The sequence below is a fragment of the bacterium genome, from assembly GCA_030649025.1.
Taxonomy (GTDB): Bacteria; Patescibacteriota; Minisyncoccia; order JAUYLV01; family JAUYLV01; genus JAUSGO01.
In genome coordinates this window covers 1-19,424 of the sequence record JAUSGO010000007.1, presented here as the reverse complement: position 1 = coordinate 19,424, position 19,424 = coordinate 1, and the positions used below count along the sequence as shown (strand labels likewise).

Annotated in this window: 22 protein-coding genes and 2 tRNA genes; 4 read left to right on the top strand and 20 right to left on the bottom strand. The window is 48.2% G+C overall.

What is annotated here, in order from left to right; all coding sequences use genetic code 11:
* Positions 1–137: 137 nt before the first annotated feature.
* From Q7S09_01195 to murF, 4 genes are all read right to left on the bottom strand, one after another.
* Positions 138–212 (bottom strand) — tRNA-Glu (locus tag Q7S09_01195).
* Between the two features lie 66 nt (positions 213–278).
* On the bottom strand, positions 279–1,424 hold the full coding sequence (locus tag Q7S09_01190) for a hypothetical protein (GenBank protein MDO8557791.1): 1,146 nt from the start codon (positions 1,422–1,424) through the stop codon (positions 279–281).
* Positions 1,425–1,516: 92 nt separating this feature from the next.
* The gene (locus Q7S09_01185; GenBank protein MDO8557790.1) at positions 1,517–2,593 is read right to left on the bottom strand and encodes a hypothetical protein; all 1,077 of its coding nucleotides are present in this window, start codon (positions 2,591–2,593) and stop codon (positions 1,517–1,519) included.
* A gap of 83 nt (positions 2,594–2,676) precedes the next feature.
* Positions 2,677–3,972 carry a UDP-N-acetylmuramoyl-tripeptide--D-alanyl-D-alanine ligase gene (gene murF / locus Q7S09_01180; GenBank protein MDO8557789.1) on the bottom strand — a complete coding sequence of 432 codons (1,296 nt, stop codon included), beginning with the start codon at positions 3,970–3,972 and terminating at the stop codon, positions 2,677–2,679.
* A gap of 67 nt (positions 3,973–4,039) precedes the next feature.
* On the opposite strand from murF, the gene Q7S09_01175 reads away from it, so the two are divergent.
* Positions 4,040–4,621, top strand: coding sequence for a hypothetical protein (locus Q7S09_01175; protein MDO8557788.1), 582 nt, complete (start codon positions 4,040–4,042; stop codon positions 4,619–4,621).
* Between the two features lie 183 nt (positions 4,622–4,804).
* Here Q7S09_01175 and Q7S09_01170 read toward each other — a convergent pair whose 3' ends face one another.
* The 4 genes from Q7S09_01170 to mraZ form a co-directional block, all read right to left on the bottom strand.
* Positions 4,805–6,556 carry a penicillin-binding protein 2 gene (locus Q7S09_01170; GenBank protein ID MDO8557787.1) on the bottom strand — a complete coding sequence of 584 codons (1,752 nt, stop codon included), beginning with the start codon at positions 6,554–6,556 and terminating at the stop codon, positions 4,805–4,807.
* A 166-nt stretch (positions 6,557–6,722) separates the two neighbouring features.
* Positions 6,723–7,058, bottom strand: a complete 336-nt coding sequence (locus tag Q7S09_01165) for a hypothetical protein (protein MDO8557786.1) — start codon at positions 7,056–7,058, stop codon at positions 6,723–6,725.
* A 106-nt stretch (positions 7,059–7,164) separates the two neighbouring features.
* Complete coding sequence (gene rsmH / locus Q7S09_01160) at positions 7,165–8,082, bottom strand: 16S rRNA (cytosine(1402)-N(4))-methyltransferase RsmH (GenBank protein MDO8557785.1); 918 nt, start codon at positions 8,080–8,082, stop codon at positions 7,165–7,167.
* A 33-nt stretch (positions 8,083–8,115) separates the two neighbouring features.
* Positions 8,116–8,550 carry a division/cell wall cluster transcriptional repressor MraZ gene (gene mraZ, locus Q7S09_01155; protein ID MDO8557784.1) on the bottom strand — a complete coding sequence of 145 codons (435 nt, stop codon included), beginning with the start codon at positions 8,548–8,550 and terminating at the stop codon, positions 8,116–8,118.
* A gap of 328 nt (positions 8,551–8,878) precedes the next feature.
* Here mraZ and Q7S09_01150 point away from each other — a divergent pair, with 328 nt between their 5' ends.
* Positions 8,879–9,412, top strand: a complete 534-nt coding sequence (locus tag Q7S09_01150; GenBank protein ID MDO8557783.1) for a DUF192 domain-containing protein — start codon at positions 8,879–8,881, stop codon at positions 9,410–9,412.
* 63 nt (positions 9,413–9,475) lie between these two features.
* On the opposite strand, the gene Q7S09_01145 is transcribed toward Q7S09_01150, so the two are convergent.
* Entirely contained in the window at positions 9,476–9,835 is a 360-nt protein-coding gene (locus tag Q7S09_01145; GenBank protein MDO8557782.1) for a hypothetical protein, read from the bottom strand.
* 212 nt (positions 9,836–10,047) lie between these two features.
* Here Q7S09_01145 and Q7S09_01140 point away from each other — a divergent pair, with 212 nt between their 5' ends.
* Positions 10,048–10,701, top strand: a complete 654-nt coding sequence (locus Q7S09_01140; protein MDO8557781.1) for a Fic family protein — start codon at positions 10,048–10,050, stop codon at positions 10,699–10,701.
* Positions 10,702–10,983: 282 nt separating this feature from the next.
* Here Q7S09_01140 and Q7S09_01135 read toward each other — a convergent pair whose 3' ends face one another.
* The 5 genes from Q7S09_01135 to Q7S09_01115 form a co-directional block, all read right to left on the bottom strand.
* Positions 10,984–11,217, bottom strand: coding sequence for a hypothetical protein (locus Q7S09_01135; protein MDO8557780.1), 234 nt, complete (start codon positions 11,215–11,217; stop codon positions 10,984–10,986).
* A gap of 9 nt (positions 11,218–11,226) precedes the next feature.
* Complete coding sequence (locus tag Q7S09_01130; protein MDO8557779.1) at positions 11,227–11,670, bottom strand: peptidoglycan-binding domain-containing protein; 444 nt, start codon at positions 11,668–11,670, stop codon at positions 11,227–11,229.
* Positions 11,671–11,822: 152 nt separating this feature from the next.
* A complete protein-coding gene (locus Q7S09_01125; GenBank protein MDO8557778.1) occupies positions 11,823–14,609 on the bottom strand; it encodes a DUF2341 domain-containing protein in 2,787 nt (928 codons plus the stop codon).
* A gap of 17 nt (positions 14,610–14,626) precedes the next feature.
* The gene (locus tag Q7S09_01120; GenBank protein MDO8557777.1) at positions 14,627–14,833 is read right to left on the bottom strand and encodes a helix-turn-helix transcriptional regulator; all 207 of its coding nucleotides are present in this window, start codon (positions 14,831–14,833) and stop codon (positions 14,627–14,629) included.
* A 222-nt stretch (positions 14,834–15,055) separates the two neighbouring features.
* Positions 15,056–15,487, bottom strand: a complete 432-nt coding sequence (locus Q7S09_01115; GenBank protein ID MDO8557776.1) for a hypothetical protein — start codon at positions 15,485–15,487, stop codon at positions 15,056–15,058.
* A 77-nt stretch (positions 15,488–15,564) separates the two neighbouring features.
* On the opposite strand from Q7S09_01115, the gene Q7S09_01110 reads away from it, so the two are divergent.
* Positions 15,565–16,149, top strand: a complete 585-nt coding sequence (locus Q7S09_01110; GenBank protein MDO8557775.1) for an ImmA/IrrE family metallo-endopeptidase — start codon at positions 15,565–15,567, stop codon at positions 16,147–16,149.
* 99 nt (positions 16,150–16,248) lie between these two features.
* On the opposite strand, the gene Q7S09_01105 is transcribed toward Q7S09_01110, so the two are convergent.
* The 6 genes from Q7S09_01105 to Q7S09_01080 all read right to left on the bottom strand — a co-directional run.
* Positions 16,249–16,323 (bottom strand) — tRNA-Trp (locus tag Q7S09_01105).
* Between the two features lie 72 nt (positions 16,324–16,395).
* Positions 16,396–16,560, bottom strand: a complete 165-nt coding sequence (gene rpmG / locus Q7S09_01100) for a 50S ribosomal protein L33 (GenBank protein MDO8557774.1) — start codon at positions 16,558–16,560, stop codon at positions 16,396–16,398.
* A gap of 139 nt (positions 16,561–16,699) precedes the next feature.
* The gene (locus tag Q7S09_01095; GenBank protein MDO8557773.1) at positions 16,700–17,047 is read right to left on the bottom strand and encodes a YbjQ family protein; all 348 of its coding nucleotides are present in this window, start codon (positions 17,045–17,047) and stop codon (positions 16,700–16,702) included.
* Positions 17,048–17,576: 529 nt separating this feature from the next.
* Positions 17,577–17,888 (bottom strand): hypothetical protein, encoded by a 312-nt coding sequence (locus Q7S09_01090; protein MDO8557772.1) that lies wholly within the window; start codon positions 17,886–17,888, stop codon positions 17,577–17,579.
* 426 nt (positions 17,889–18,314) lie between these two features.
* Entirely contained in the window at positions 18,315–19,073 is a 759-nt protein-coding gene (locus tag Q7S09_01085; protein ID MDO8557771.1) for a serine protease, read from the bottom strand.
* An 18-nt stretch (positions 19,074–19,091) separates the two neighbouring features.
* Positions 19,092–19,424, bottom strand: a 333-nt coding sequence (locus Q7S09_01080) for a site-specific integrase (GenBank protein ID MDO8557770.1), incomplete at its 5' end; no start/stop codon positions are given.

Here is a 19,424-nt window from a genome sequence, read left to right as displayed (position 1 = left end):
GATTCCTTTTTCTCGCCTCGTCCCTCCGGCTCGAAAAAGCCCGGGAAGTCCACCGGACTTCCCTTCTCATCCCGTCCCAGAACTTCAAATGAGAAATTTAAAACACCACGCCACGGAGGTGTTTTAAATTTCATTCGTAGCGGGTACGGGATTCGAACCCGTGTTACATGGATGAGAACCATGCGTCCTAGACCGGACTAGACGAACCCGCCATAATCACCCTTAAATGTATCATCAAAATTAATGTGCTGCAATAAAAAGAAAACGAGGGAATGACTTCATCCCCTCGTAAGATCGTAAAGCGCTCCAAGAAGCTCCCAGCCTCTTACCTGTTCCTGCACGGTGCCTGATTCCAACACCCTTTCAAAATAGTGGAGACCTGCTCTGGCCAGTTCCCTATTTCCTTGCGCGTACTGCCACGGCTGGCAACTATAAACCATTTTGTCTCCGAGGCGTCGTATGTTAGGGTCTGCGGCTCTCTCTGTAATGCCAAGCGCAAGATGTACAAGACTCCACCAATGCAGATGAAAGGAATTGTGCTTGTCAGCCCAGAGCGGAAAATAATTACCACTCTGCCACTGTTCAGAACTCGTTGACCAACTCCCGGCAGGAATGACCGTGTCCTTTTTTGGATATCGAAGAAGCAACTTATCCGGATCGGTAAGTTTGAGCTCGGCATAGCTCGAGGCATCAAAAAGCGGCGGGAAAAAACTTTCCTCAAGATGTTTGTGGTGATGGCCGAATGTTTCAAAGTCAAGCCAGATGACCATATACCCATCAGCGTCCGTTCCCTGCCAGGCGCGCACCCCCTCACAAAGTTCTCCCGCAAACACCCTGCCATTGGCATACTGGCGGTTTTCCGGCAAGCCTATGAAACTTATGCGCCTTTGCCAAAGATGGGACTGCAGAAAAATTGCCGTCCCTTGTTCAGAAGGTACCCAATTGAACGGCACATGCGGTCCGTAGAGCGCCTGATATGGCACATCGTCAGCCAATGTCCAGCCAGCCTGCATGCGCCGAAGCGCGGGAAGCACTTCGGCAGAGAATGCCATTTCCGGCAAAAAACAACCGTGAGGAATGCTGGGCATCCCGAATGCCTTTTTCAAGGCATAAAGGTTTTGTGCGATCTGCCGCTCGATCTCGGTTCTGGGAAGAAGTGGGAGAATAGGATGGTATGCGGCGGTATTCACAAGAAAAAGTTTTTTCTTTTCAAGACATTCCCGGATAAGATCCACTACGTCCAGCGCGTGAACTTCAAGCAGCTCCAGAGCGCTTGCGGCGATGTCAATGCAGACGTATGCCTTTGGATGGTCTTTAATGATACGAAGCGTCGGGCGGTAGGATTCCGTGGCAATCTGCTTTATCACTTCAGCCATCTGGGTCGGTGGCTGATACATATGCAGGCCAAAAACAAGATTCAACATTGGTCCTCCTTTGAAGGAGACGCAAAAACTCATAAATTTGAAAAGTACTGCCAACTCCTAGTATTACTTCTAAAAAGAAAAAAGTCGAGAGGTTAACTCTCGACTCTGGCATTGCGGAGGATCTCCGCGTCGCTTTCCGGAAGGTTCGGGTTCACATCCTCATCGGTTGCCCATTCCAGACCCGCAGGCTTGGTCGTGCGCGGAACAATGTCGCAGAACCAATGAAAGGAGCCGGAATCATGGTCGCCGTCAAAACGACTGGTAGAAATAATAAAGTTATAGGGAGGATCTCCCGCCAATACAAGCGCATCTTGCGGCCTTTGCAGGGAGAATTTGATGCGTCGCAAGATATCGCGAAGGAGCTTGGCAAGCGCGTAAGACCTTGCACCCACTGCCAGATCCGAAGCGAAGCTCGACGTGTGCTCTTTCGGGAATATCCGCACATGCCACGGCACGGACGCCGCATAGGGAACTGCGGCAACAAAATAGTTATCGTCGGCAACAAGCCTTCCCTCTGCGACATCTCTGCCGATAACCTCGCAAATAAGGCAGCGGCTTTCATAGAGCCAGTGCTTATGCGTACGGCTCTGGAGATTACGGAGCCTTGTGGAAACCACTGCGCTCACAGAAAACTGGGCATGCAAATGTTCTAAAGATGCACCCGCCTCCCTTCCGTAGTTGATGAAGGGAATGCACTGGCCGCTGGGGAACAGCTTCTCGCCCATATCCTTATTTCGCGCTTCGCGAAGGTTGGTGTAGGAATTCAGGAAGCCGTCGAAAAGATTGGTGATATCTCCCAGCGTGAGCGCGGAAAGACATTCGTTGTGCTTTGGTGTCGGCACCAGTATGCGAGATGCACCGCGAGCTCCTCCTTCTCCGGTAGCTTCCAGCGTGAAAATCGGATACATGTTATCTGTTACACGCAGGCGCCAGAGTTCTTTCTCTGCGGGAATTCTGAATAACTCCGGAGGAGTCTGCTCTTCGTTCCCTAAGCAAAAAGGGCAATTCTCTTTATGCTCCGGTAAGTTTTCATACGCGGGCGGAAAACCCTTCCTCTCGTTTTTGAAGCGAAGGCTCCTGGCCGGATTGATGACAACCCATTTGCCGGTAATTGGACACTCCCTCCGCACTGGAGGAAATGCGGGATCCACAAAAGGCTTTTGTGACATTCGTCACCTCCTAAAATTCATTTGGAAAAAAACAAAATGTCTGTATCTTGGGACAATAACACGTCTTTATTGTTTTCGCAATCTTAAACCGGCAGGACCTCTTTCTTTCTCCACGCAACATCCTGACGCACAAGAAGTTCTTCCTTCCGTTGCGGCTCGGCCATGATCTCCTCAACGATTTTTTCCATGCGCATACCCTGGGACCCCTTGACCAGCACCACGTCTCCCATTTTCATCATGCGTTGCAAAAACTTCCCCGCATCCGGAGAAAGACCAAACTCCCGTATGCTGGCGTCGGGAAACCCTTCTTTGCGGGCCTGGTCAGCAATAAACCTGGCGCGCGATCCTACAGCAAGAAGCATGTCGCAGGACTTCGTGGCAAGCCGCCCAATGGCCCGATGCGCCACTTCCGCATACGCTCCTAATTCCAGCATATCACCCATCACCGCAATGCGCCTTTTCCTAGAACACGCTCCCAGAACCTCAAGCGCCACCTGCGTACTTGAAGGAGAGGCATTGTAGGTATCGTCGAGAATAAAACTCTGCTTCAGGCCGGGAAGAAGCTTGAGCCTTCCCCGGGGAGGCGTGAAACTCTCGAGCACTTTTTGTATGCGCTTTTCGTGGACCTTAAGCGCAATACCCATCGCGGCAGAGGCGAGTACAGAGGTCAGCTGATGGGCACCGATAAGACGCGGCATGGAAAGCGCAAAGGTTTCTTTGCCTCTGACCACCGTACAGGAAATGCCTACGGGAAGCCCGTTCCTATCGCCAAGCACCCGCACATCCCGGGCCCAGATATCGGCCTTGGGCGTTACGCCAAACGCAAGAACGCGAGGAGCGGCCTTGGCCCCCCCCCGCCGAGCCAATTCTTCATCATCGGCGTTATACAGCAACACTCCGTCCGGTTTGAGACCCTTAGCGATGGCAAGCTTCTCCTTCCATAGCGCCTCTTTATCCGAAAAATTTTCCACGTGCACCGGCGTGCCACCCAAAGCCGTAATAACCGCAAAGTCCAATTGCACAATTTCGCAAAGCTGCACCATGTCGCCCGGCTTGTCGATACCGAATTCAAGAACAAGGATCTCTGGATATGCCTGTGTAAACATTGAATTCCAAAAAGCTTTACCGAGCGTCCCAATCCAGTCAATAAAAGAATTCCCTCCTTCAATGTCAAGAATGGTGAATGGAACCCCCCATTCATTGTTGTAATTTTTTTTTGCCGTGCGCACGGTAAACGTTGAAGCAAGCACCGAAGCAATCGCCTCTTTGGCAGAGGTTTTCCCCACCGTTCCCGTGACCGCAATGATTCGTGGTTTTTTTCTCGCGATAAGATGCCGCGCAAGTGCTTTAAATATGTTTTGGAGAAATTGACTAAACATGATGTATATGCCATACTACCACCTTCGTAGTTATTTGAAAACACAAAAGTTCTCCTTGGAGGAAACCATGAAAAATCCGATTACATGGGTTGACCGAAAACTTCTCGCGCTTACTGCGAGGTTTACAAAGCGGTTCAACTGGCTGACGGGGAAGGATAATTTTTGGTTGGCACGGCGTGCTTCTTTTGCCATAGCTATCATAAGCATCCCCGTACTCGATTTCAGCTACCTTCCTATGTTGACCCCTGTTTTTGCATTGTTGATATTGTTGGCCGCTCATTCATGCGGGGAGATTGTCTCTACTACGGAAAGGATAAGAGAGCTTGAAATGCTTCATAGGGTCAAGGATGCTAAAACGGAACTGTTACTGCAGAATCTTCGATTGACGGACATCGGCTTTTTTACGGTGAATGTAATCTTAGTGTCCGCTGGCGCGCTTTTTACGAAATTCGTTCTAATATACTTGCTTGGTGTATTTTGTCTCCCACTGGTTTCATACCTCATCAGCATCGACAAACCTCTCTTCTCCCGCAGTAAGGCCTTGGAGTGGCTAAAAGGGAAACTCCATTCTGGAGCAAAGTGGCTTGTGCACAAACCGAATCCGCAGCCAGTTCTGATTCCAGCTTCTGTTCAGTTCTCTCCGTCTTAATAAAGGCGGTTTTTATTTTTTGTTATATTTTATTTTTTTGCAGCTTGTCGGGTTCACCCCCACTACTAATAATCGGCTGACGGCTCTTGAAGAGCCGTAAATAATACTTCTAGAAAAGATTCCGCTTCTGCGAAGAACATGTTCTCCCCGATGGAGATAAGCACCAAAACACCTTGCCGATTATTAGTGTAGGGGTTCATCCGGCGGAGCATTGAAATAATTCAGAAGATACACCGCCATGTCGTGAAAGGCGGGCGTTAAGGAATTAGCGGCAAAGCGCACGCCGACGGGCTTATCCATCTTTATGAACACAAGAAATTTAGGAGCGAACGCCGGTGCAAAGCCCACAAACGTATGAATGACGCCTTCGGATACGGGAAGATATCCTCCGGTTTTAGGATCGGGAATCTGCGCAGTTCCGGTCTTGCCGGCCACGAAATAGCCGGGCACATCTGCCCTTCGTTCAAATTTTCCGCGCACGGCATCAACCATAATACGCGTCATATCGCGGGCCGCTTCCGGAGTTAATACGCGGCGGATATTCTTCGGCTCGATCTCTTCCGTAGAGCCATCGGGATGCGTGATCTTTTCGACAATATAAGGCCGCATAAGCACGCCGCCGTTGGCAATGGCAGCAATAGCGCTAGCCATCTGTAGTGCCGTAACCGAAATCCCCTGTCCGAACGCCGCCGTTGCAAAATTAACTTCCGCCTTCTGCTTAAGATTAGAAATATTCCCTTTGAGTTCGCCGGGCAGGTCAACGCCGAGGGTCTGGCCAAAACCGAACGCCGCCACATACTCCGTGAAAGGCTTGTTCCCGAGAAGTTTTTGCGCATACACCGCGCCGGTGTTCAGCGAGAGCTCTATAACTTCCGACATCGTCCGCACACCGTACGCCTTGTCATCGAAATTCCTGATCGTATAACCGCCTATGCGGACCGCGCCGCTATCGGTATAGGTGGTTTTCGGGGTTACCAGTTTCTCGTTAAGTGCGGCGGCCATGGTGATGGGCTTGAATACCGACCCTGGTTCAAACACTTTTTCGACGGCAGGATTTAAGAATACCGACATATCCTTCACCTCGTTGTAGGCATTCGGATCATATGACGGCTCGCTTACAAGCGCGAGAATTTTTCCCGTGACCGGCTCAAGCACGATCATGCTCCCACCCAATGATTCCCATTTTTGAAGCGTCTCATGAAGAATGTTTCGGGAGACAAACTGGATATTAGAGTCTATGGTAAGCACGATGTCGCTTCCGTCTTCGGAAGGCTCTTCCTTGTGAATGCGGAACGGAATAATGCTGCCAAAAGCGTCTTTCTCCGCAGCACGATATCCTTTCGTTCCCGCGAGCGTCTTTTCGAATAGACGTTCGATGCCGTACAACCCTTTCGCCTCGTCGCTCCCCAAATCTACAAAACCGATAAAAGCGGAGGCGCGGTCTCCAGTGGGATATTCTCGCCACATTTCCTTCCCCAGCCGAATGCCGGGAATATGCAGGCTTTGAAGCGCTTCGGCCTCGGCATCGGAAAGCCTGCGCTTGAGCGGCTCGTAGGGGTCTGCGCGCTTGCCCAGACGCTCATCAACAACTTTGCTGTCGAGTTTGAGTATTGAAGCAATTTGCTTGCCCGTTTCCTGAATATTTTCTTTGGGAACATCACGCGGAATTGCGTAGGCAAAATATCCCCTTTTATTCACTGCGGCCGGTTGAAGCGCCGTTATGCCGTTCCTGCTGCGGTCCGAACGGTCTTGAAAAAATATTTCTCCGCGCCTTGGGTACAGCTCTTCATCGAATTGGTGCTGGTTTTGTGCAAGTATTCGATAAAACTCGTGATCTTTTATCTGAATAAAAAATAAACGGAGCACGATGACGCCTCCGATACAAGCTATGCATGCCGAGAGAATAAAAATACGGCCACCGCCTGCCTTTTTCATAATACCAGCGTTCATAGCGGGTTTACCCCTACACTAATAATCGGCGAATTGTTTTGGTACTTATCGCCACCCCAGAGAACATTTTCTTTATAGAAGCAGTATTTTTATAAAGAATATATTATTCGCGGCTCTTCGAAAGCCGCCAGCCAATTATTAGTGTGGGGGTTTAGGGTACCACAGGACCGTCGGACTGCGCAACCGCGGATGGTGACTTTGGGTAAGAAATGTTCTCCGAAGCTACCAAGCCCAAAGAAGATATGCGGAACGAAAGATCCTCAAAAGACCGGAGAGAGGCAACGTCCCGGTTAAGTTTCTCCTCGGTTTCATGCAATGCCTCCAGCCGCTGTCCCAAATCCTTCAACACATAACTGTGCGATACAAGGAGATTTAATAGCCATAAGTAGCTAAGAGCCGACACTATGGCAAGTGTTATTGAAACTGCATTCAGCGAAACTAAAAGATGCACCGACTCCTGCGGCTTATTATGCCGAAATTCGCTCATATATTTTTTAGTGGTGGTGATATAAGGAGACATAGTAGAAAATAAAAAGTCAAAAGTCAAAATTTTGGAATATCGTGGAAGTTTTTCTCCAAAAAACTTTCACTCCTTAATTTTTCATTTTGAGATTTGTATTTTGCATTGTCTTTACGGCGGCGCGGAGCTTCGCGCTGCGGGAGCGGGGGTTTTTAGCTGTTTCCTCCCCGGAAGACATAACCGGTTTTTTGGTCAGAATGGTGAGGCGACCGGCGCGTTCTTCTTCTCGGAAAAAATTTTTAACGATGCGGTCTTCGAGCGAGTGGAATGAAATGACCGCGAGCCGTCCACCCGGAGACAAAATCTCATACGCCCCCCGTAGAGCTTTATTCAAACTTTCAAGCTCGTCATTCGTTGCAATACGCAGCGCTTGGAAAACCCTTGTTGAGACATGGATTCTTCCGTGATGGAATCTCGAAGGAATGGCGCCGATCACAATCTCGGCAAGTTCTTTTGTCCGGAGGATCTTTCGGAGTCTTCGCTTTTCAATAATGGCTTTTGCGATCTTTTTTGCGAACCGTTCTTCGCCGAACTTCTCAAAAATCTCTGCCAGTGTTTTTTCCGTATATGTATTTACAATGTGTTCTGCGGTCAGCGTTTGCACGCTGGACATTCTCATATCAAGCATTTCATCTTTAAGGAACGAGAATCCCCTACCGCTCTCTTCCATCTGCCAGCTGGACCATCCCAGATCCATTAACACTCCCTGGACCTCAACGAACTTTTTTTTCTCCGCGATACTCCCAACATCCATGAAGTTGCCTTCTGCCAGCACAAGTCTCCCCGACTCGTTTTTTGCTTTCTGCTCAAGAGCGAGGATGCGCAACGATTGGCTGTCCGCATCAATGCCCAAAACCCTTCCACCGGGTGCAATACGCTCGAGTATCGCAAAGGCGTGCCCCCCCTGCCCGATAGTGCAATCGATAAAATTCTCTCCGGGTTTGGGGTCCAGATACCGCAGAACTTCTTTCAAAAGAACAGGAATGTGCATTCAATTCAGTTTCTCCGTTAACCGGATAATGATTTAGTAAACTCCGAGTTCTCCCAACTTCTCCGCAATCGCATCGGCATTTCGCTCGGCAGAAGTCTTAAACTGCTTCCAGTGTCCTTCGTCCCATATCTCAAGTCGGTCATATACGCCCGCGATAACCACATGTTTTTTTAGATCTGCGTATGTTTTCAAATGATCCGGGATCAGTACTCGGCCAAGCCCGTCAAGTTCAACCTCCTGGGCTCCCGCGAGCATAAGACGGGTGAAGCTGCGTGTTTCTCCCTTCCCCACGGAAAGCTCACCGAGCTTCTGCGCAAGCCTTTCCCAGCTTGCAACCGGGTAAAGAAAGAGGCAGGCGTCCAGTCCTCTGGTAACCACGGCTTTTTCTCCTAGCGCCCTTCTTAACCGAGCAGGTATCGCAAGGCGCTTTTTTGAATCGATATTATGAGAGTATTCCCCTATAAACATACTTTATACACAGAATTATCCACAATTACCCACTTTCAACCACTGCATGTTCATTCTACTCCACTTTCATTCAGTAAGTCAAATTATACGAACATGCACAAATACTGTTTGATGTACTATAAAATCGGCTCTCCAAAGCCGATTTTATATAAAATTATTTATCTTTAATAAGCCGGCCATTACGTTATCCACATGGGATTATCAAAATCAGACAGAATTATGGCTTTATTTCACTTTTAGCCCTCCTTGGAGCAACCCGTACCGAAATAATGATGAAATTACAGGCCGATAGACCAATCGCACAACCTTAGGGTATAGTAAAAAGACTATGCTTCACGATCAGGAATTCATTAAGATCGTCAGGGTGCGCAGGCGTATTTTTGTGGGGCTTTTTGCCGCAACACTGGTTGCTTCGGTGGCTATAAGCGTTAAGCAGATCTATTTCACAAAACTTGATATACCCCGGATGCAGACGTATCAAGAGGTTTTACAAACGTATAAAAAAGCCGTCGTGCATAGCAGTACTGGGGATACCGAATTTTTTCTTGAACCGGCAGATACGCCAAAAAAGCGCCAAGAAGGCCTCATGTTTCGGGAAAGTCTTGCCAAAAATTCTGGAATGCTATTTATTTTTGATACGGATGTGGCAGACCCGTTCTGGATGAAAAACACATTATTGCCGCTCGATATTTTTTTCGTAGATGCCGAATATCGAATTGTTGATAGTGCAACTATGGAGCCGTGCAAGATGGATCCGTGCTCGACTTATCAGTCGCGCACGCCGTATCGTTATGCCATCGAGGTCAATCAAGGTTTTATTCTGGAAAAAAAGATAAGGACCGGCGATACCATAACATTTTAAAATAAAAACCCCGCCTTGGCGGGGTTTTTACGGGTAGTCCCCTCTTATATCAGCGCACTCCTTTTAAAATGAAAGGAGTTTCTTGAGATACTCCATACCTTTCTTTTCCAGTTCTGCGCCGAACACTCCGGCCCTTCGCTTCCCTTTAATGCTTGCCGAATTGAAATCTTTTCTAAACTCCCTCAGGATCGTTCCCGCAGCGTTTTTCGCTCGAACCCCCGCATGTGCCGCAACACCGCCGGCGATATCTACAAGTACATCCGGATTTTTCTTCAAAAATGCCGAGAGTTCGTCTTTGGAAAGCTTCCCAAGTTCTCCGAGCATTTTTGCGCTTGCTTGAGCGTACTTACCGGCATCGCGTGCCATCCGTGAACGGATAGCTCGACGCTCTTTATTTAAAAGCAGTAATTGACTGTTTGGCATATGAAAAATAACTAATAATTATATTTAAAATTTATAGCCTGTGTGGATGTTTTGGGATGCTTGGGAATATTACCGAAGGACCTTACAGCAGAAATTATAGCACTTCCGGAATAACACTTCAAGATTCAAGGCAATGCGCTTGCAATAATTACCATTATGTGTCATGTTCTATGTGATTGCTGCGCCATGCGCGGAAACGGAGGTAGGATGCGATGGAACCGACAAATAACGGATGGATTACGTTCGTTTCAAAGTTCATCATTGAATCTGAAAAACTCGCCGGCATCACGCCTTCCTCCGACGAAGAGGTAGCGCGCGATATTACTTGGCAGCGTTCCGAGGGCGTATATCACGGGCACGTTGGAGCTCTGCTACGACTCGGCGGCTTAGTTACGATTACTAACCATTATGTAAGCGGGCCGCTGATATGTGAAATTAACAAGCTTATTGCCGTCGAGGGTTTTGTGGACGGTACATCGCCGCAATCGCCAAAAACGGAAGTGTCGGAGAGAATTGAGTCGGTGCTTGGCGCAATACGGTGGTTTGCGCGCGTACAGTGGTGGCAAGAGAATCTCCGCTTCGGCAAGGAGCCGATGGAGAAAGTTTGTGATGTTGCAAACTTCTACTATGACTTTGTCCGCGCAAAACCATTTGCGTCGGCGAACGGCAGGACGGCCAGAGCCCTTGCGTACTTCTTGCTTCTCCAAGGAGCTGTGAATCCCTTTATCTTCTATGAAACCGGCAGGGCGTCGCACGACGCAAGCCTTTCAGAGCCGACAGCGCGCCAGACCATCGACTACTTTTTATGGGAATGGCGACTGCAGAACTCCAATACTTCGCCACATGGCTGTCGCCATCTTCAGTGATCCGGATATCAAAAAGCAGACCTTATCGTCTGCCTTTCTTTTTCACTATCACTCTTCATTTTATTAAGTAAATTTCTTGGCGGGGAGTAGTGGACGATGTTAGAACCTTTTACATTGGTAAATATTGACACAAAATCATAGTCATCATTATGATTTTCATAGAATTTTCTTAATACTTCTGTTTGATCTATATCATTTGTCGGACTTAAATGCATATTTTTTGAATCCATAATGAATGGTTCGCTTGATATTGTCATTGTTGCCGAACCTCCTGTCGCGAAATTAAATGCCCATGGAAAATGATTTTTTTATGTAATTAAGTTCTTCACTATATCTGCTCATTGAAGGATCGGCGATATTGTCTGCAACAAAAATCAGCGCCATTGTAAAATCTTTCTTATTACAACTTATCCCCGCTGTTTCTATCGTTTGGGAAGGAATTGCCGGTACGGCAGGAACTATCCCTGATAGCGTTGTCGTAGAAGCCGATGGTTTTTCTTGTAAGCCCGGCGTCATTGGCGAACTCTAAGGAATGCTGTCTGATTGCCCCGCCCCGGTTGCCGCGAGCTCGATAAGTTTCGCTTGGGTTTTTGGTCCAACAGTACCAACCGACTCAATGCCATTCTGTTCTTGGAATTTTTTAACCGCCGCTTCGGTAAGTAGCCCAAAGTATCCGGTAACCAACCCTTCGGGGTATACATCAGGAAAAGTTTTCAAAAACTCTTGTAGTCGTTTTACGTCATCGCCGCTCATACCCTTGGCTAGCGCCCTAGTAAAGTTGAACTCAGTCTTTACGGACTGAACTTGATTCTGAAGATCCGCGATTTGCGTCTGCAGTAACTGTATCTGCGTTTGGAGTTGTTTTATGATGGTGAGCAAATCCTGCTCCGTTGCGGTGCTGGTTTGAGCAAAAGCAATATTAAAAAACACGAAGCTGGCAATAACCGCTGTGCAAATTTTTTTGAACATATGTTTATTGTAACACTGGCGGGGAGTCGTGGACAATGTTAGAACCTGTTTTGTGGAAAAAGCCCGCAAAATCTACATACCGAGTTTTGCGATTTAAGTCCCCCACCACGCCGTCCACTATTATCAAGGGGGCGTCTATTACTATCTCAACTTCAGAGCGTGTTCGCATAAGCCCGCGTAATCGGGCCGAAGTAACCGGAAGCGGGAGTGATGCCGGCCTTTTTCTGGAACTCCACAAGGGCGTTATAGGTAAGGAAACCAAAGGTCGTCGTCGTGCCATGGACCTTGAGTTTCTGGGCAGCGGGACCGCTATTCTTGGATATGAGGAAAAGTTGGAGTTTCTTTACATCGCTGCCGGTTGACCCCAGCCTCAGATTGCGGATAAACGCCGGATTCGGAGAAGAATTCATGGAAGCAAGCTGGGCAAAGAGAGAGGCGAGCTGGGATTTGAGTGCGGCAAGCTGGGCTTTCAGGACCGCTATGGAATGAGCGATCGTGATTGCCGTGCTGGATGAAGATGCAATGCCTGTATTTACGGAAGGGGTGGGAACGGGTAATACGATATTCATCTGGCCTCCTCCGCCACCGCCTTCGCTCCCTCCGCCGCCGGAGGGAGCCGCATTGACGGCAGTAAACAACTGGGTCGCCCTGGACGATGCTGAGCCGTATACGACGATGATCGTGAACCAATAACTACCCGGAGTCAGCACTGTTGAGGCAAGGGTGGTGTCGAAATTCTGTCCTGCCCCGATGAGCTTTGCGGCTGTCGCGCTGGATACGTCATTGTTACTGCCGCAAGGAACGCCCGCCGATGCGGTAACGCACCACGTGTATTGGTATTCGTAATCGACGGAGCCTTCGTTCGTAATGCGCACCGCCGTGCCGATACTAGGCGTGGTCAGATCAGAAAAAATTTGGATGAGCACTTGTGCCGGCTCGCCCGGAGTCGCCATGACGGACGCACTCGAAGAACCTTGGCCTATGTTATTTACCGCGCTCACTCTGAAATCGTACGACGTGCCGTCGGACAAGCTAGTCACTGTCGCGGTTGTACTGGTGGCTAATCCATCGGCAAAAACAGACCACGTGCCGCCGATCGTAAGTTTATATTCGACGACATAATCGGTAATAGACGAACCACCGTCCGAAGCCGGGGCAGACCATGATAACCCAATACTGCTCCCGCCAACCGTGGCGGCGAGATTAACTGGTGAACCTGGTAGTGTGGGTAAGGTCACCGAATTTGACGGTGACGAAGCCGCTCCCGTCCCAGCAACATTGGTTGCGGTAACGGTGAAAGTATACGTAGCGCCGTTCGTGAGGCCGGTTACCGTGACCGGAGAAGAACTGCCGGTGCCGGTGAAACCGCCGGGGTTTGAAGTGACAGTATAGCCGGTGATGGCACTTCCTCCGTTCGCGGGAGCGGTAAATGATATGGTTGCTTGAGTATTTCCAGCAACAGCCGAAACTGCCGTCGGCGCATCGGGCACGGTTGCCGGCGTAGCCGATGCAACACTGCTCGCGCTCCCCTGTCCGGCCGCATTCACCGCCGATACCCGGAAGTCATATGATGAGCCATTGGTCAGTCCTGTGACGGTACCTGTGGTGCTTGTCGAAACTCCGTCGGCAAAAGTTGACCATGTGGAGCTGGCAGTGAGTTTGTAGCCAATGACGTAGTCGGTGATCGCCAAACCGCCGTTATTTGCGGGAGAAGTCCACGAGAGAGCGACTTGAGTGTTGCCGAATGTCGCAGTGAGGCCCGTGGGAGCGTCGGGGACGGTAACTTCACTGCCTATCGTATAGAAGGTGCTTGGAGAGCTCTGGTTGTTGTATTCGGTGAGGATCCAGGAGGGGGAAAGGGCGACGTTGAGAATGCGGGCATCGTCGATGAGACCGGGGAAATAGTTAGTACTGCAAGTATCCCATCCGATATTATTTTGCGTGACAGAGGGAAAAGTGTACGCCGATGTGTTGACAACCTGATTTTGAACGCCGTTGATATACAAAATCGCACTCGAGCCGTTGTAAGTGCCAGAAAGAAAGTACCAGGTACTCGTATTGAAAGCGGTGGTTGCGTTTACCTCACCTACGTCCGTCCCGGCATTTAAAACGGCATTACCGTTACACCCACTGTAGGAACATTGGGCATATAGTTGGATTCCATAAGTTCCGCCACAGCCAGTTCTTTGGGTGTATACCGCCGAACCCGTATTTGCGGCGGTTCTCCAAGCACTAAGGTTCACCCAACCAGATACCGTGAAGGCACTAGTGATGGGTTGCGCAAAGGTTGATGCCACATACGCGCTTGTCCCGTTAAAACTCCCGGCGCCAGCACCATTAAATATCCCGGACGATGTCGCCGTCACGCCGTTATTAGTCCCGTTATTTCCATTTGCCGTAGAATCATTTGTATTTAGCGTTCCGCTGTTATCTGACAAATGCCACACACCGGCGAATCCGTTCATCCACACGTTTTGCGAACCGTAGGTCGATGTCGCCGCCGGTTCGGTCGCTGACGGATTGCCATAGTACATATATATGGAAGTGCTTGCCGTGTGGGAGAGTGTAGGAACTTTCACCCACGCGACAAGCGTGCCACCGGAATACGATTCTATCTCTCGCGCGAGTGGAGTGACGCCATCGGAGGAGGTAAAACGGATGTCGGTGCCACTGGTATTTATGCTGGATAAGCCGCTAAGTGAGATGAGAACGGGGAAATCTAGTTCGTCTTCCGTCGTGGAACCGACCTTGGAGCTGTCTATCGTTATCTGATTGCGATGCGTCCAATTCGCGTCATACCAAGATACGGCGTGAGCCGTACCCACGCGGAAACCGCAAAAAACAACAAGGAGGGACGCGAAGACGATGGAGTTTCGGCGGAAACGCGCAAGACGGCGCCCCCTCTCGCATTCGATTATTTTATTCTGTGGCCTTTTCATCACCTGGATTTAATCCGCTACTTCGATAGTTCGCTCACAGAAACGCCGATGGCTTTCGCCAACCGTGCGATTGTGGCGAGCGTAGGGTTCGTCTTCCCGTTCTCGATGGTGCTGACAAAGCTCCGGTCGGTGCGGAGCATTTTAGAGAGCCGTTCCTGCGAAATACCTTTCCCTTTCCTGATACGCACGAGGTTCCGCCCCAGCCGTTTTGATTCTTTTCGCATATATTCAATTATACGCTGGTTTTACCCTGTGGATTGTGCCCGTTTCCGCACAGTGTGGTATATCTCACCTATGACCACCTCATATTTCCTCTACGCCTGCAAATCAACCTTTGTAGGACCTTCGACAGAAGTTCGAACCTCAAATCGCTTACAGAATAAGCGTTAATCGAGAAAAATCATTGTAGCGGGGAGTAGTGGACGATGTTATACGCTCCGAGAAACCTATTCTCCTCTTTTATATTCGAAGGAAATATTCGGATGAGCCTTAATCAATTTATCAAGAGAATCGGCATCTCCTAACATTCTCAGAACTTCCCCAAATATGCGTTGGTCGGACATTTGGCTATGGTGGTATTGAACTTCCTTGGGCGTCGTATCAGTGCGCAATATGCCATAAAGTATCGTTCTTCGGTCGATGGTATCTTTTGTGTTGCGCAACTCAATCCCCGAAACCTTCGCAATTAGTTCCGCTTGTGCTATCAGCGTTCCATCGAGAGTAGTTATATTCTTAGCCCGCGCAAGGGCGCTCTCGTAGTCCGCCTCGTTGATAATTCCCCCTAATTCCAGATAGTGCTGGTAACCATTTTCTAGGTTAGTTCCTTCTTTAATGCCTCGTGCATCCACGACCTCATTTTCAAAACTTTTCTTGTTCATATTTTTTCTAAATCGCTTGACAAATTTATAAAATCGACCTAATTTATAGTTAGAATCTTGACACTGAGGGGGCAGACGTGAATAAATGGTTCCTTTTTTATTTTTTACTTCTGGCCACAACGGTCCGTTGTGATACAAAATTTACCTGGTGCGACGTCCAAAAAAAAGATGTGTTGGCACTTTTTAATCAAACATGGGAAGCCGGATTGCAAAAAGGTCTCATCCGCCAAGAACAGCGAAAGCCGAAAATCTACTTCTCCGATACCGATGAAAAATGCCTCGGCAGATCGATAGGATGGCTGCCAAAAGGCAATGGATCTGCGATGGTATTCTGCGAACCCATTATTCGCCTGGGACAGAATGAAAAACAATTTGTCATTGGTCATGATATCGGCCATTTTGTCCTTGGCCATAAAATGACCAAGGGGCGGAAAATCCGTGAAGTTATGGAGTGTGAGGCAAACGTTTTTGCAGGCCGCACGTCTGGACCGGAGACCACTATTCGGGTGATGGATCAATGGTGGCCAACTCAAAGCAAAGGTTTCAAAGCGTACAAGATGAACTCCAAAGAACACCAGAAAGAGATCTCGATCTATCAAATTTCTTTCGAAAAGGCCACTTTTGTTTTGCGGGGCGCGGTCGCTGGTTGCCAACAACAATAGATCATCGAGCCCAAATCGGGCTCGTTTTCTTTAGCGCGCGGGGATGGATAATCTTCGAACCGAAATTAAAAAATGTTAGAACTAAAAACATAAAATAGCTGGCGGGGGTACGAGGACTCGAACCTCGATTAATGGTTTTGGAGACCATCGTTCTAGCCATTGAACTATACCCCCAAGATCTCTACTATAATATCTCAAAATAAAAAACACGGCAACGCCGCGTTTTTGCACACATGAGATGCTTTTTTAGGCGGTAATTTTCACTTCCTTGTGCTCCGTGTGCTTTTTGCACCACTTGCAGAATTTTTTGAGCGCAAGCTTGCGCTCGACTTTTTTCTTATTCTTTGAAGAATAATAGTTAGAGCGTTTGCATTTTTGGCATTTTAATTTGAGAAGATTGTCTTGGGACATATTAAAAAACCTGATTCTTAAGGATTTCTATGGTGGCTTTCGTCTCTAATTGGTGGTTAAAAATGTACCACAGGAGACCAAAAAGCACAAGAACAATAAAAACATTCCGCCAATTGAAATATTTCATAGAGAATTAGGCCTATGTATTATTAATTGGCTCAACAACAACTGCGGTGCCATACGCAAGAACTTCGGTGACGCCCTGCATGACTTCATTGGCGTCGTACCGAATACCGATAATGGCATTGGCGCCGATTTCCGCTCCGTGCGTAAGCATGATCTCAAACGATTGCGCCCGCGTTTCTTCACAAAGATGCGTGAAAAGCGAGATATTCCCGCCAACCAGCGTCTGAAGGCTCGCACCGATTGAACCAAATATGGAGCGGGACCGCACCGTAATACCCCGCACGACACCGAGACTCCTTACGATTCTGTAGCCATCCAGCGTAAACGCTGTCGTGGTCATCTGCTGTGGAATGATTGCCATATTTTTTATATTTACTTTGAGCCGTTGGTCGGAATTTCCCGATGCCTACGCATCGCGGATCCCGATTTCTTTATTTCACAGTAAGTGAAAATCGGGAGAACCGGCGTTCCTGGGCAACCTCGCATTAGTCGGAAACATTGCAAGTTGCCCGTGAAGTGGTCTCCCAGACCACTTCACCCCTCTCCTTGTCCTGGGCAAGCTTCATTGATTGGAAACACTGAAAGCTTGCCCGTAAAATGATGCCCCGCATCATTTTACCCATGTCGTTGCCACGCAACTCAGCCCAGTAACAAAAGTTATCCCTCTGAGCCGTTGGTCGGAATTGAACCGACGACCTACTCCTTACCATGAGGTACCTACCCCCCATTTATGCCATTTCTTGGCATGTGGTAGCGCAGTTTTGGCTGAAAAGAGACTCAAATCATATGCCGTTGTCTGGACCTACTCTTGAATGAAAGAGCCCTATGCAAAAGCTCAAAAAAATGATCCTACAACGAGGATTATTGAGTTGTTAATTTATGAATAAATTCTACCAACAAATGAACCTTGCCGCAATGTATTGCAACCACGACTTTTCTATTATGCCATAAACGGTCCACTTGTTGAGGATCACGGCCTTATAAATAACGATGTCTCTGCCTACGCCAAGTGATCTTGTGGAAAAACGTTTTAACTCAAATCCGGGTCCTAAATGCGAGATGGCTGCATGTGGCAGTATTAACCGCACCTCCCTCGGTTCCTGGTCAACATGACTAATCTTTAGTACAAGCGGGGGTTCAAGATATCTCGCTCCAAGTATATACTCAGCTCCTCTGAATATTTTACCTGCGACAATGCGCATATCATTCACAGGGGCAGGCATAACATGATGCTGTTCTGGCGTAAAGCCATGATGAAGCCCAAACCCGGGGAATACTCTATGACTTTGATTATGAGGCTCCAACCTATTCAAAAATGACTGTAGTTTTCGGTATCGCAACGTTCTTTCCTCTTCCGATAGTTCGTCCGCACGTATTCCTATCCCGAAAGAACGCAGCATTTTTTCGTAGAGTCCAGAGACAAGAGGATCAGTGGGGCCTATGCAAGCTACTATAAAGTTTCGTAACTCTTCCTCTATCCGCCCATATTTTCTGTTACATGGAACACAACTGGGCACAATCCAGCGTTGAACATTTGAAGGAGTCGTGTCAGAGTACCAGGATTTTGGAAATACATGGTCTCGATCCTTCTTATCAACTTTCTTAAGGCAGTGAACGCAACGCATACATCATAATTTTTCCAAAATCTCCTTTATTGTCTCGGCCTTCCAGACTCGGCCTATATTGATATCTTTATCGTCTTCGTAATTAAGTCTACCAGCGTAGATGCCAAGAAATTTTGTACCGTTTTTGCCGAGCTCGACACCGCGCGAGGTTGTCACCATGCCGATACGTCGAGCCATTACAGGCGAACCAGACATTCCCTCCTTTGTCATAGCATCTATTAGAAAAACTGGTTTACTGCCATAATTGATATCCATATCCGAGGCCAAATGACCTGTTTTCCATATTGGAAATTTCCCATCAGATACCCTTCCAAATGGGAAACCCACAATCGACATCGGCTCCGATGGGTACACCACCAAATCGGTCTCCGAAAGAGACATGTCAAGGGGGAATAATGTTACATTTTCCGGTACGTTTAGCGGCACCGCCACTACATCATATTCTTGATTTGTTGGATGTCCGATCCAATATGGAACGCCGGTGTCATTATCACGGATCTCTTGTGAAACCTGATACCACATCCCTAAACGATCTTTTGCATGATACCAAATCAGTATGTAGGGAAAATCTACTGCGCCTGTCTTTGATATTATTCCATTGGTATCGGGATAACGACCCGTCACAACGTGCTTATTTGTGAAAAGATAACTTTTGCCACCTTTGCTAATTATAAAACCGGTGCCATTCCCAATGGCAGTTTTTCCATCATTCGATACCTCGATGTATAGTGGTACGACCGTTATTGGATCAACCGTTGTCATCTTAAAAGATTAAGCCCTTCACACCAAATTATCAAGGCTTATATTCGCCACCTGGCTACGCAGGACCTTGCTGGGTAGATTCCGCAAATACACCGCAGTCATGCGTATATCTGTATGGCCCATTAGTTGCTGAAGTGCCGCCAGGTCGTGGTTTACGGATAAAACATTTACCGCGAATGTATGTCTCAACTGATGCGGGTGAAATTTTACTTCCGCCCGGTCATTCAAAGTATCTATCACATGCTTAAAGCCGTGCTCTGTCAGTCTGTCGTCGCGCGTACTGGAGACAAATAGAAAGGGACTTAAGCAATTGACTTGTTTGCGCTCTTTAAGATAATCATCTAACCGGCC

What these genes read in the sequence shown, in the direction of transcription:
- Q7S09_01085 (MDO8557771.1), bottom strand. Translation starts at nt 19,073, where the DNA reads ATGACAACGGTTGATCCAATAACGGTCGTACCACTATACATCGAGGTA.
- Q7S09_01170 (MDO8557787.1), bottom strand. Translation starts at nt 6,556, where the DNA reads ATGAAAAAGGCAGGCGGTGGCCGTATTTTTATTCTCTCGGCATGCATA.
- Q7S09_01120 (MDO8557777.1), bottom strand. Translation starts at nt 14,833, where the DNA reads ATGCGAAAAGAATCAAAACGGCTGGGGCGGAACCTCGTGCGTATCAGG.
- Q7S09_01150 (MDO8557783.1), top strand. Translation starts at nt 8,879, where the DNA reads ATGCTTCACGATCAGGAATTCATTAAGATCGTCAGGGTGCGCAGGCGT.
- Q7S09_01165 (MDO8557786.1), bottom strand. Translation starts at nt 7,058, where the DNA reads ATGAGCGAATTTCGGCATAATAAGCCGCAGGAGTCGGTGCATCTTTTA.
- Q7S09_01115 (MDO8557776.1), bottom strand. Translation starts at nt 15,487, where the DNA reads ATGAACAAGAAAAGTTTTGAAAATGAGGTCGTGGATGCACGAGGCATT.
- murF (MDO8557789.1), bottom strand. Translation starts at nt 3,972, where the DNA reads ATGTTTAGTCAATTTCTCCAAAACATATTTAAAGCACTTGCGCGGCAT.
- Q7S09_01095 (MDO8557773.1), bottom strand. Translation starts at nt 17,047, where the DNA reads ATGGCAATCATTCCACAGCAGATGACCACGACAGCGTTTACGCTGGAT.
- Q7S09_01135 (MDO8557780.1), bottom strand. Translation starts at nt 11,217, where the DNA reads ATGACGCCGGGCTTACAAGAAAAACCATCGGCTTCTACGACAACGCTA.
- Q7S09_01125 (MDO8557778.1), bottom strand. Translation starts at nt 14,609, where the DNA reads ATGAAAAGGCCACAGAATAAAATAATCGAATGCGAGAGGGGGCGCCGT.
- mraZ (MDO8557784.1), bottom strand. Translation starts at nt 8,550, where the DNA reads ATGTTTATAGGGGAATACTCTCATAATATCGATTCAAAAAAGCGCCTT.
- Q7S09_01130 (MDO8557779.1), bottom strand. Translation starts at nt 11,670, where the DNA reads ATGTTCAAAAAAATTTGCACAGCGGTTATTGCCAGCTTCGTGTTTTTT.
- Q7S09_01175 (MDO8557788.1), top strand. Translation starts at nt 4,040, where the DNA reads ATGAAAAATCCGATTACATGGGTTGACCGAAAACTTCTCGCGCTTACT.
- Q7S09_01140 (MDO8557781.1), top strand. Translation starts at nt 10,048, where the DNA reads ATGGAACCGACAAATAACGGATGGATTACGTTCGTTTCAAAGTTCATC.
- rsmH (MDO8557785.1), bottom strand. Translation starts at nt 8,082, where the DNA reads ATGCACATTCCTGTTCTTTTGAAAGAAGTTCTGCGGTATCTGGACCCC.
- rpmG (MDO8557774.1), bottom strand. Translation starts at nt 16,560, where the DNA reads ATGTCCCAAGACAATCTTCTCAAATTAAAATGCCAAAAATGCAAACGC.
- Q7S09_01190 (MDO8557791.1), bottom strand. Translation starts at nt 1,424, where the DNA reads ATGTTGAATCTTGTTTTTGGCCTGCATATGTATCAGCCACCGACCCAG.
- Q7S09_01185 (MDO8557790.1), bottom strand. Translation starts at nt 2,593, where the DNA reads ATGTCACAAAAGCCTTTTGTGGATCCCGCATTTCCTCCAGTGCGGAGG.
- Q7S09_01145 (MDO8557782.1), bottom strand. Translation starts at nt 9,835, where the DNA reads ATGCCAAACAGTCAATTACTGCTTTTAAATAAAGAGCGTCGAGCTATC.
- Q7S09_01090 (MDO8557772.1), bottom strand. Translation starts at nt 17,888, where the DNA reads ATGCGCATTGTCGCAGGTAAAATATTCAGAGGAGCTGAGTATATACTT.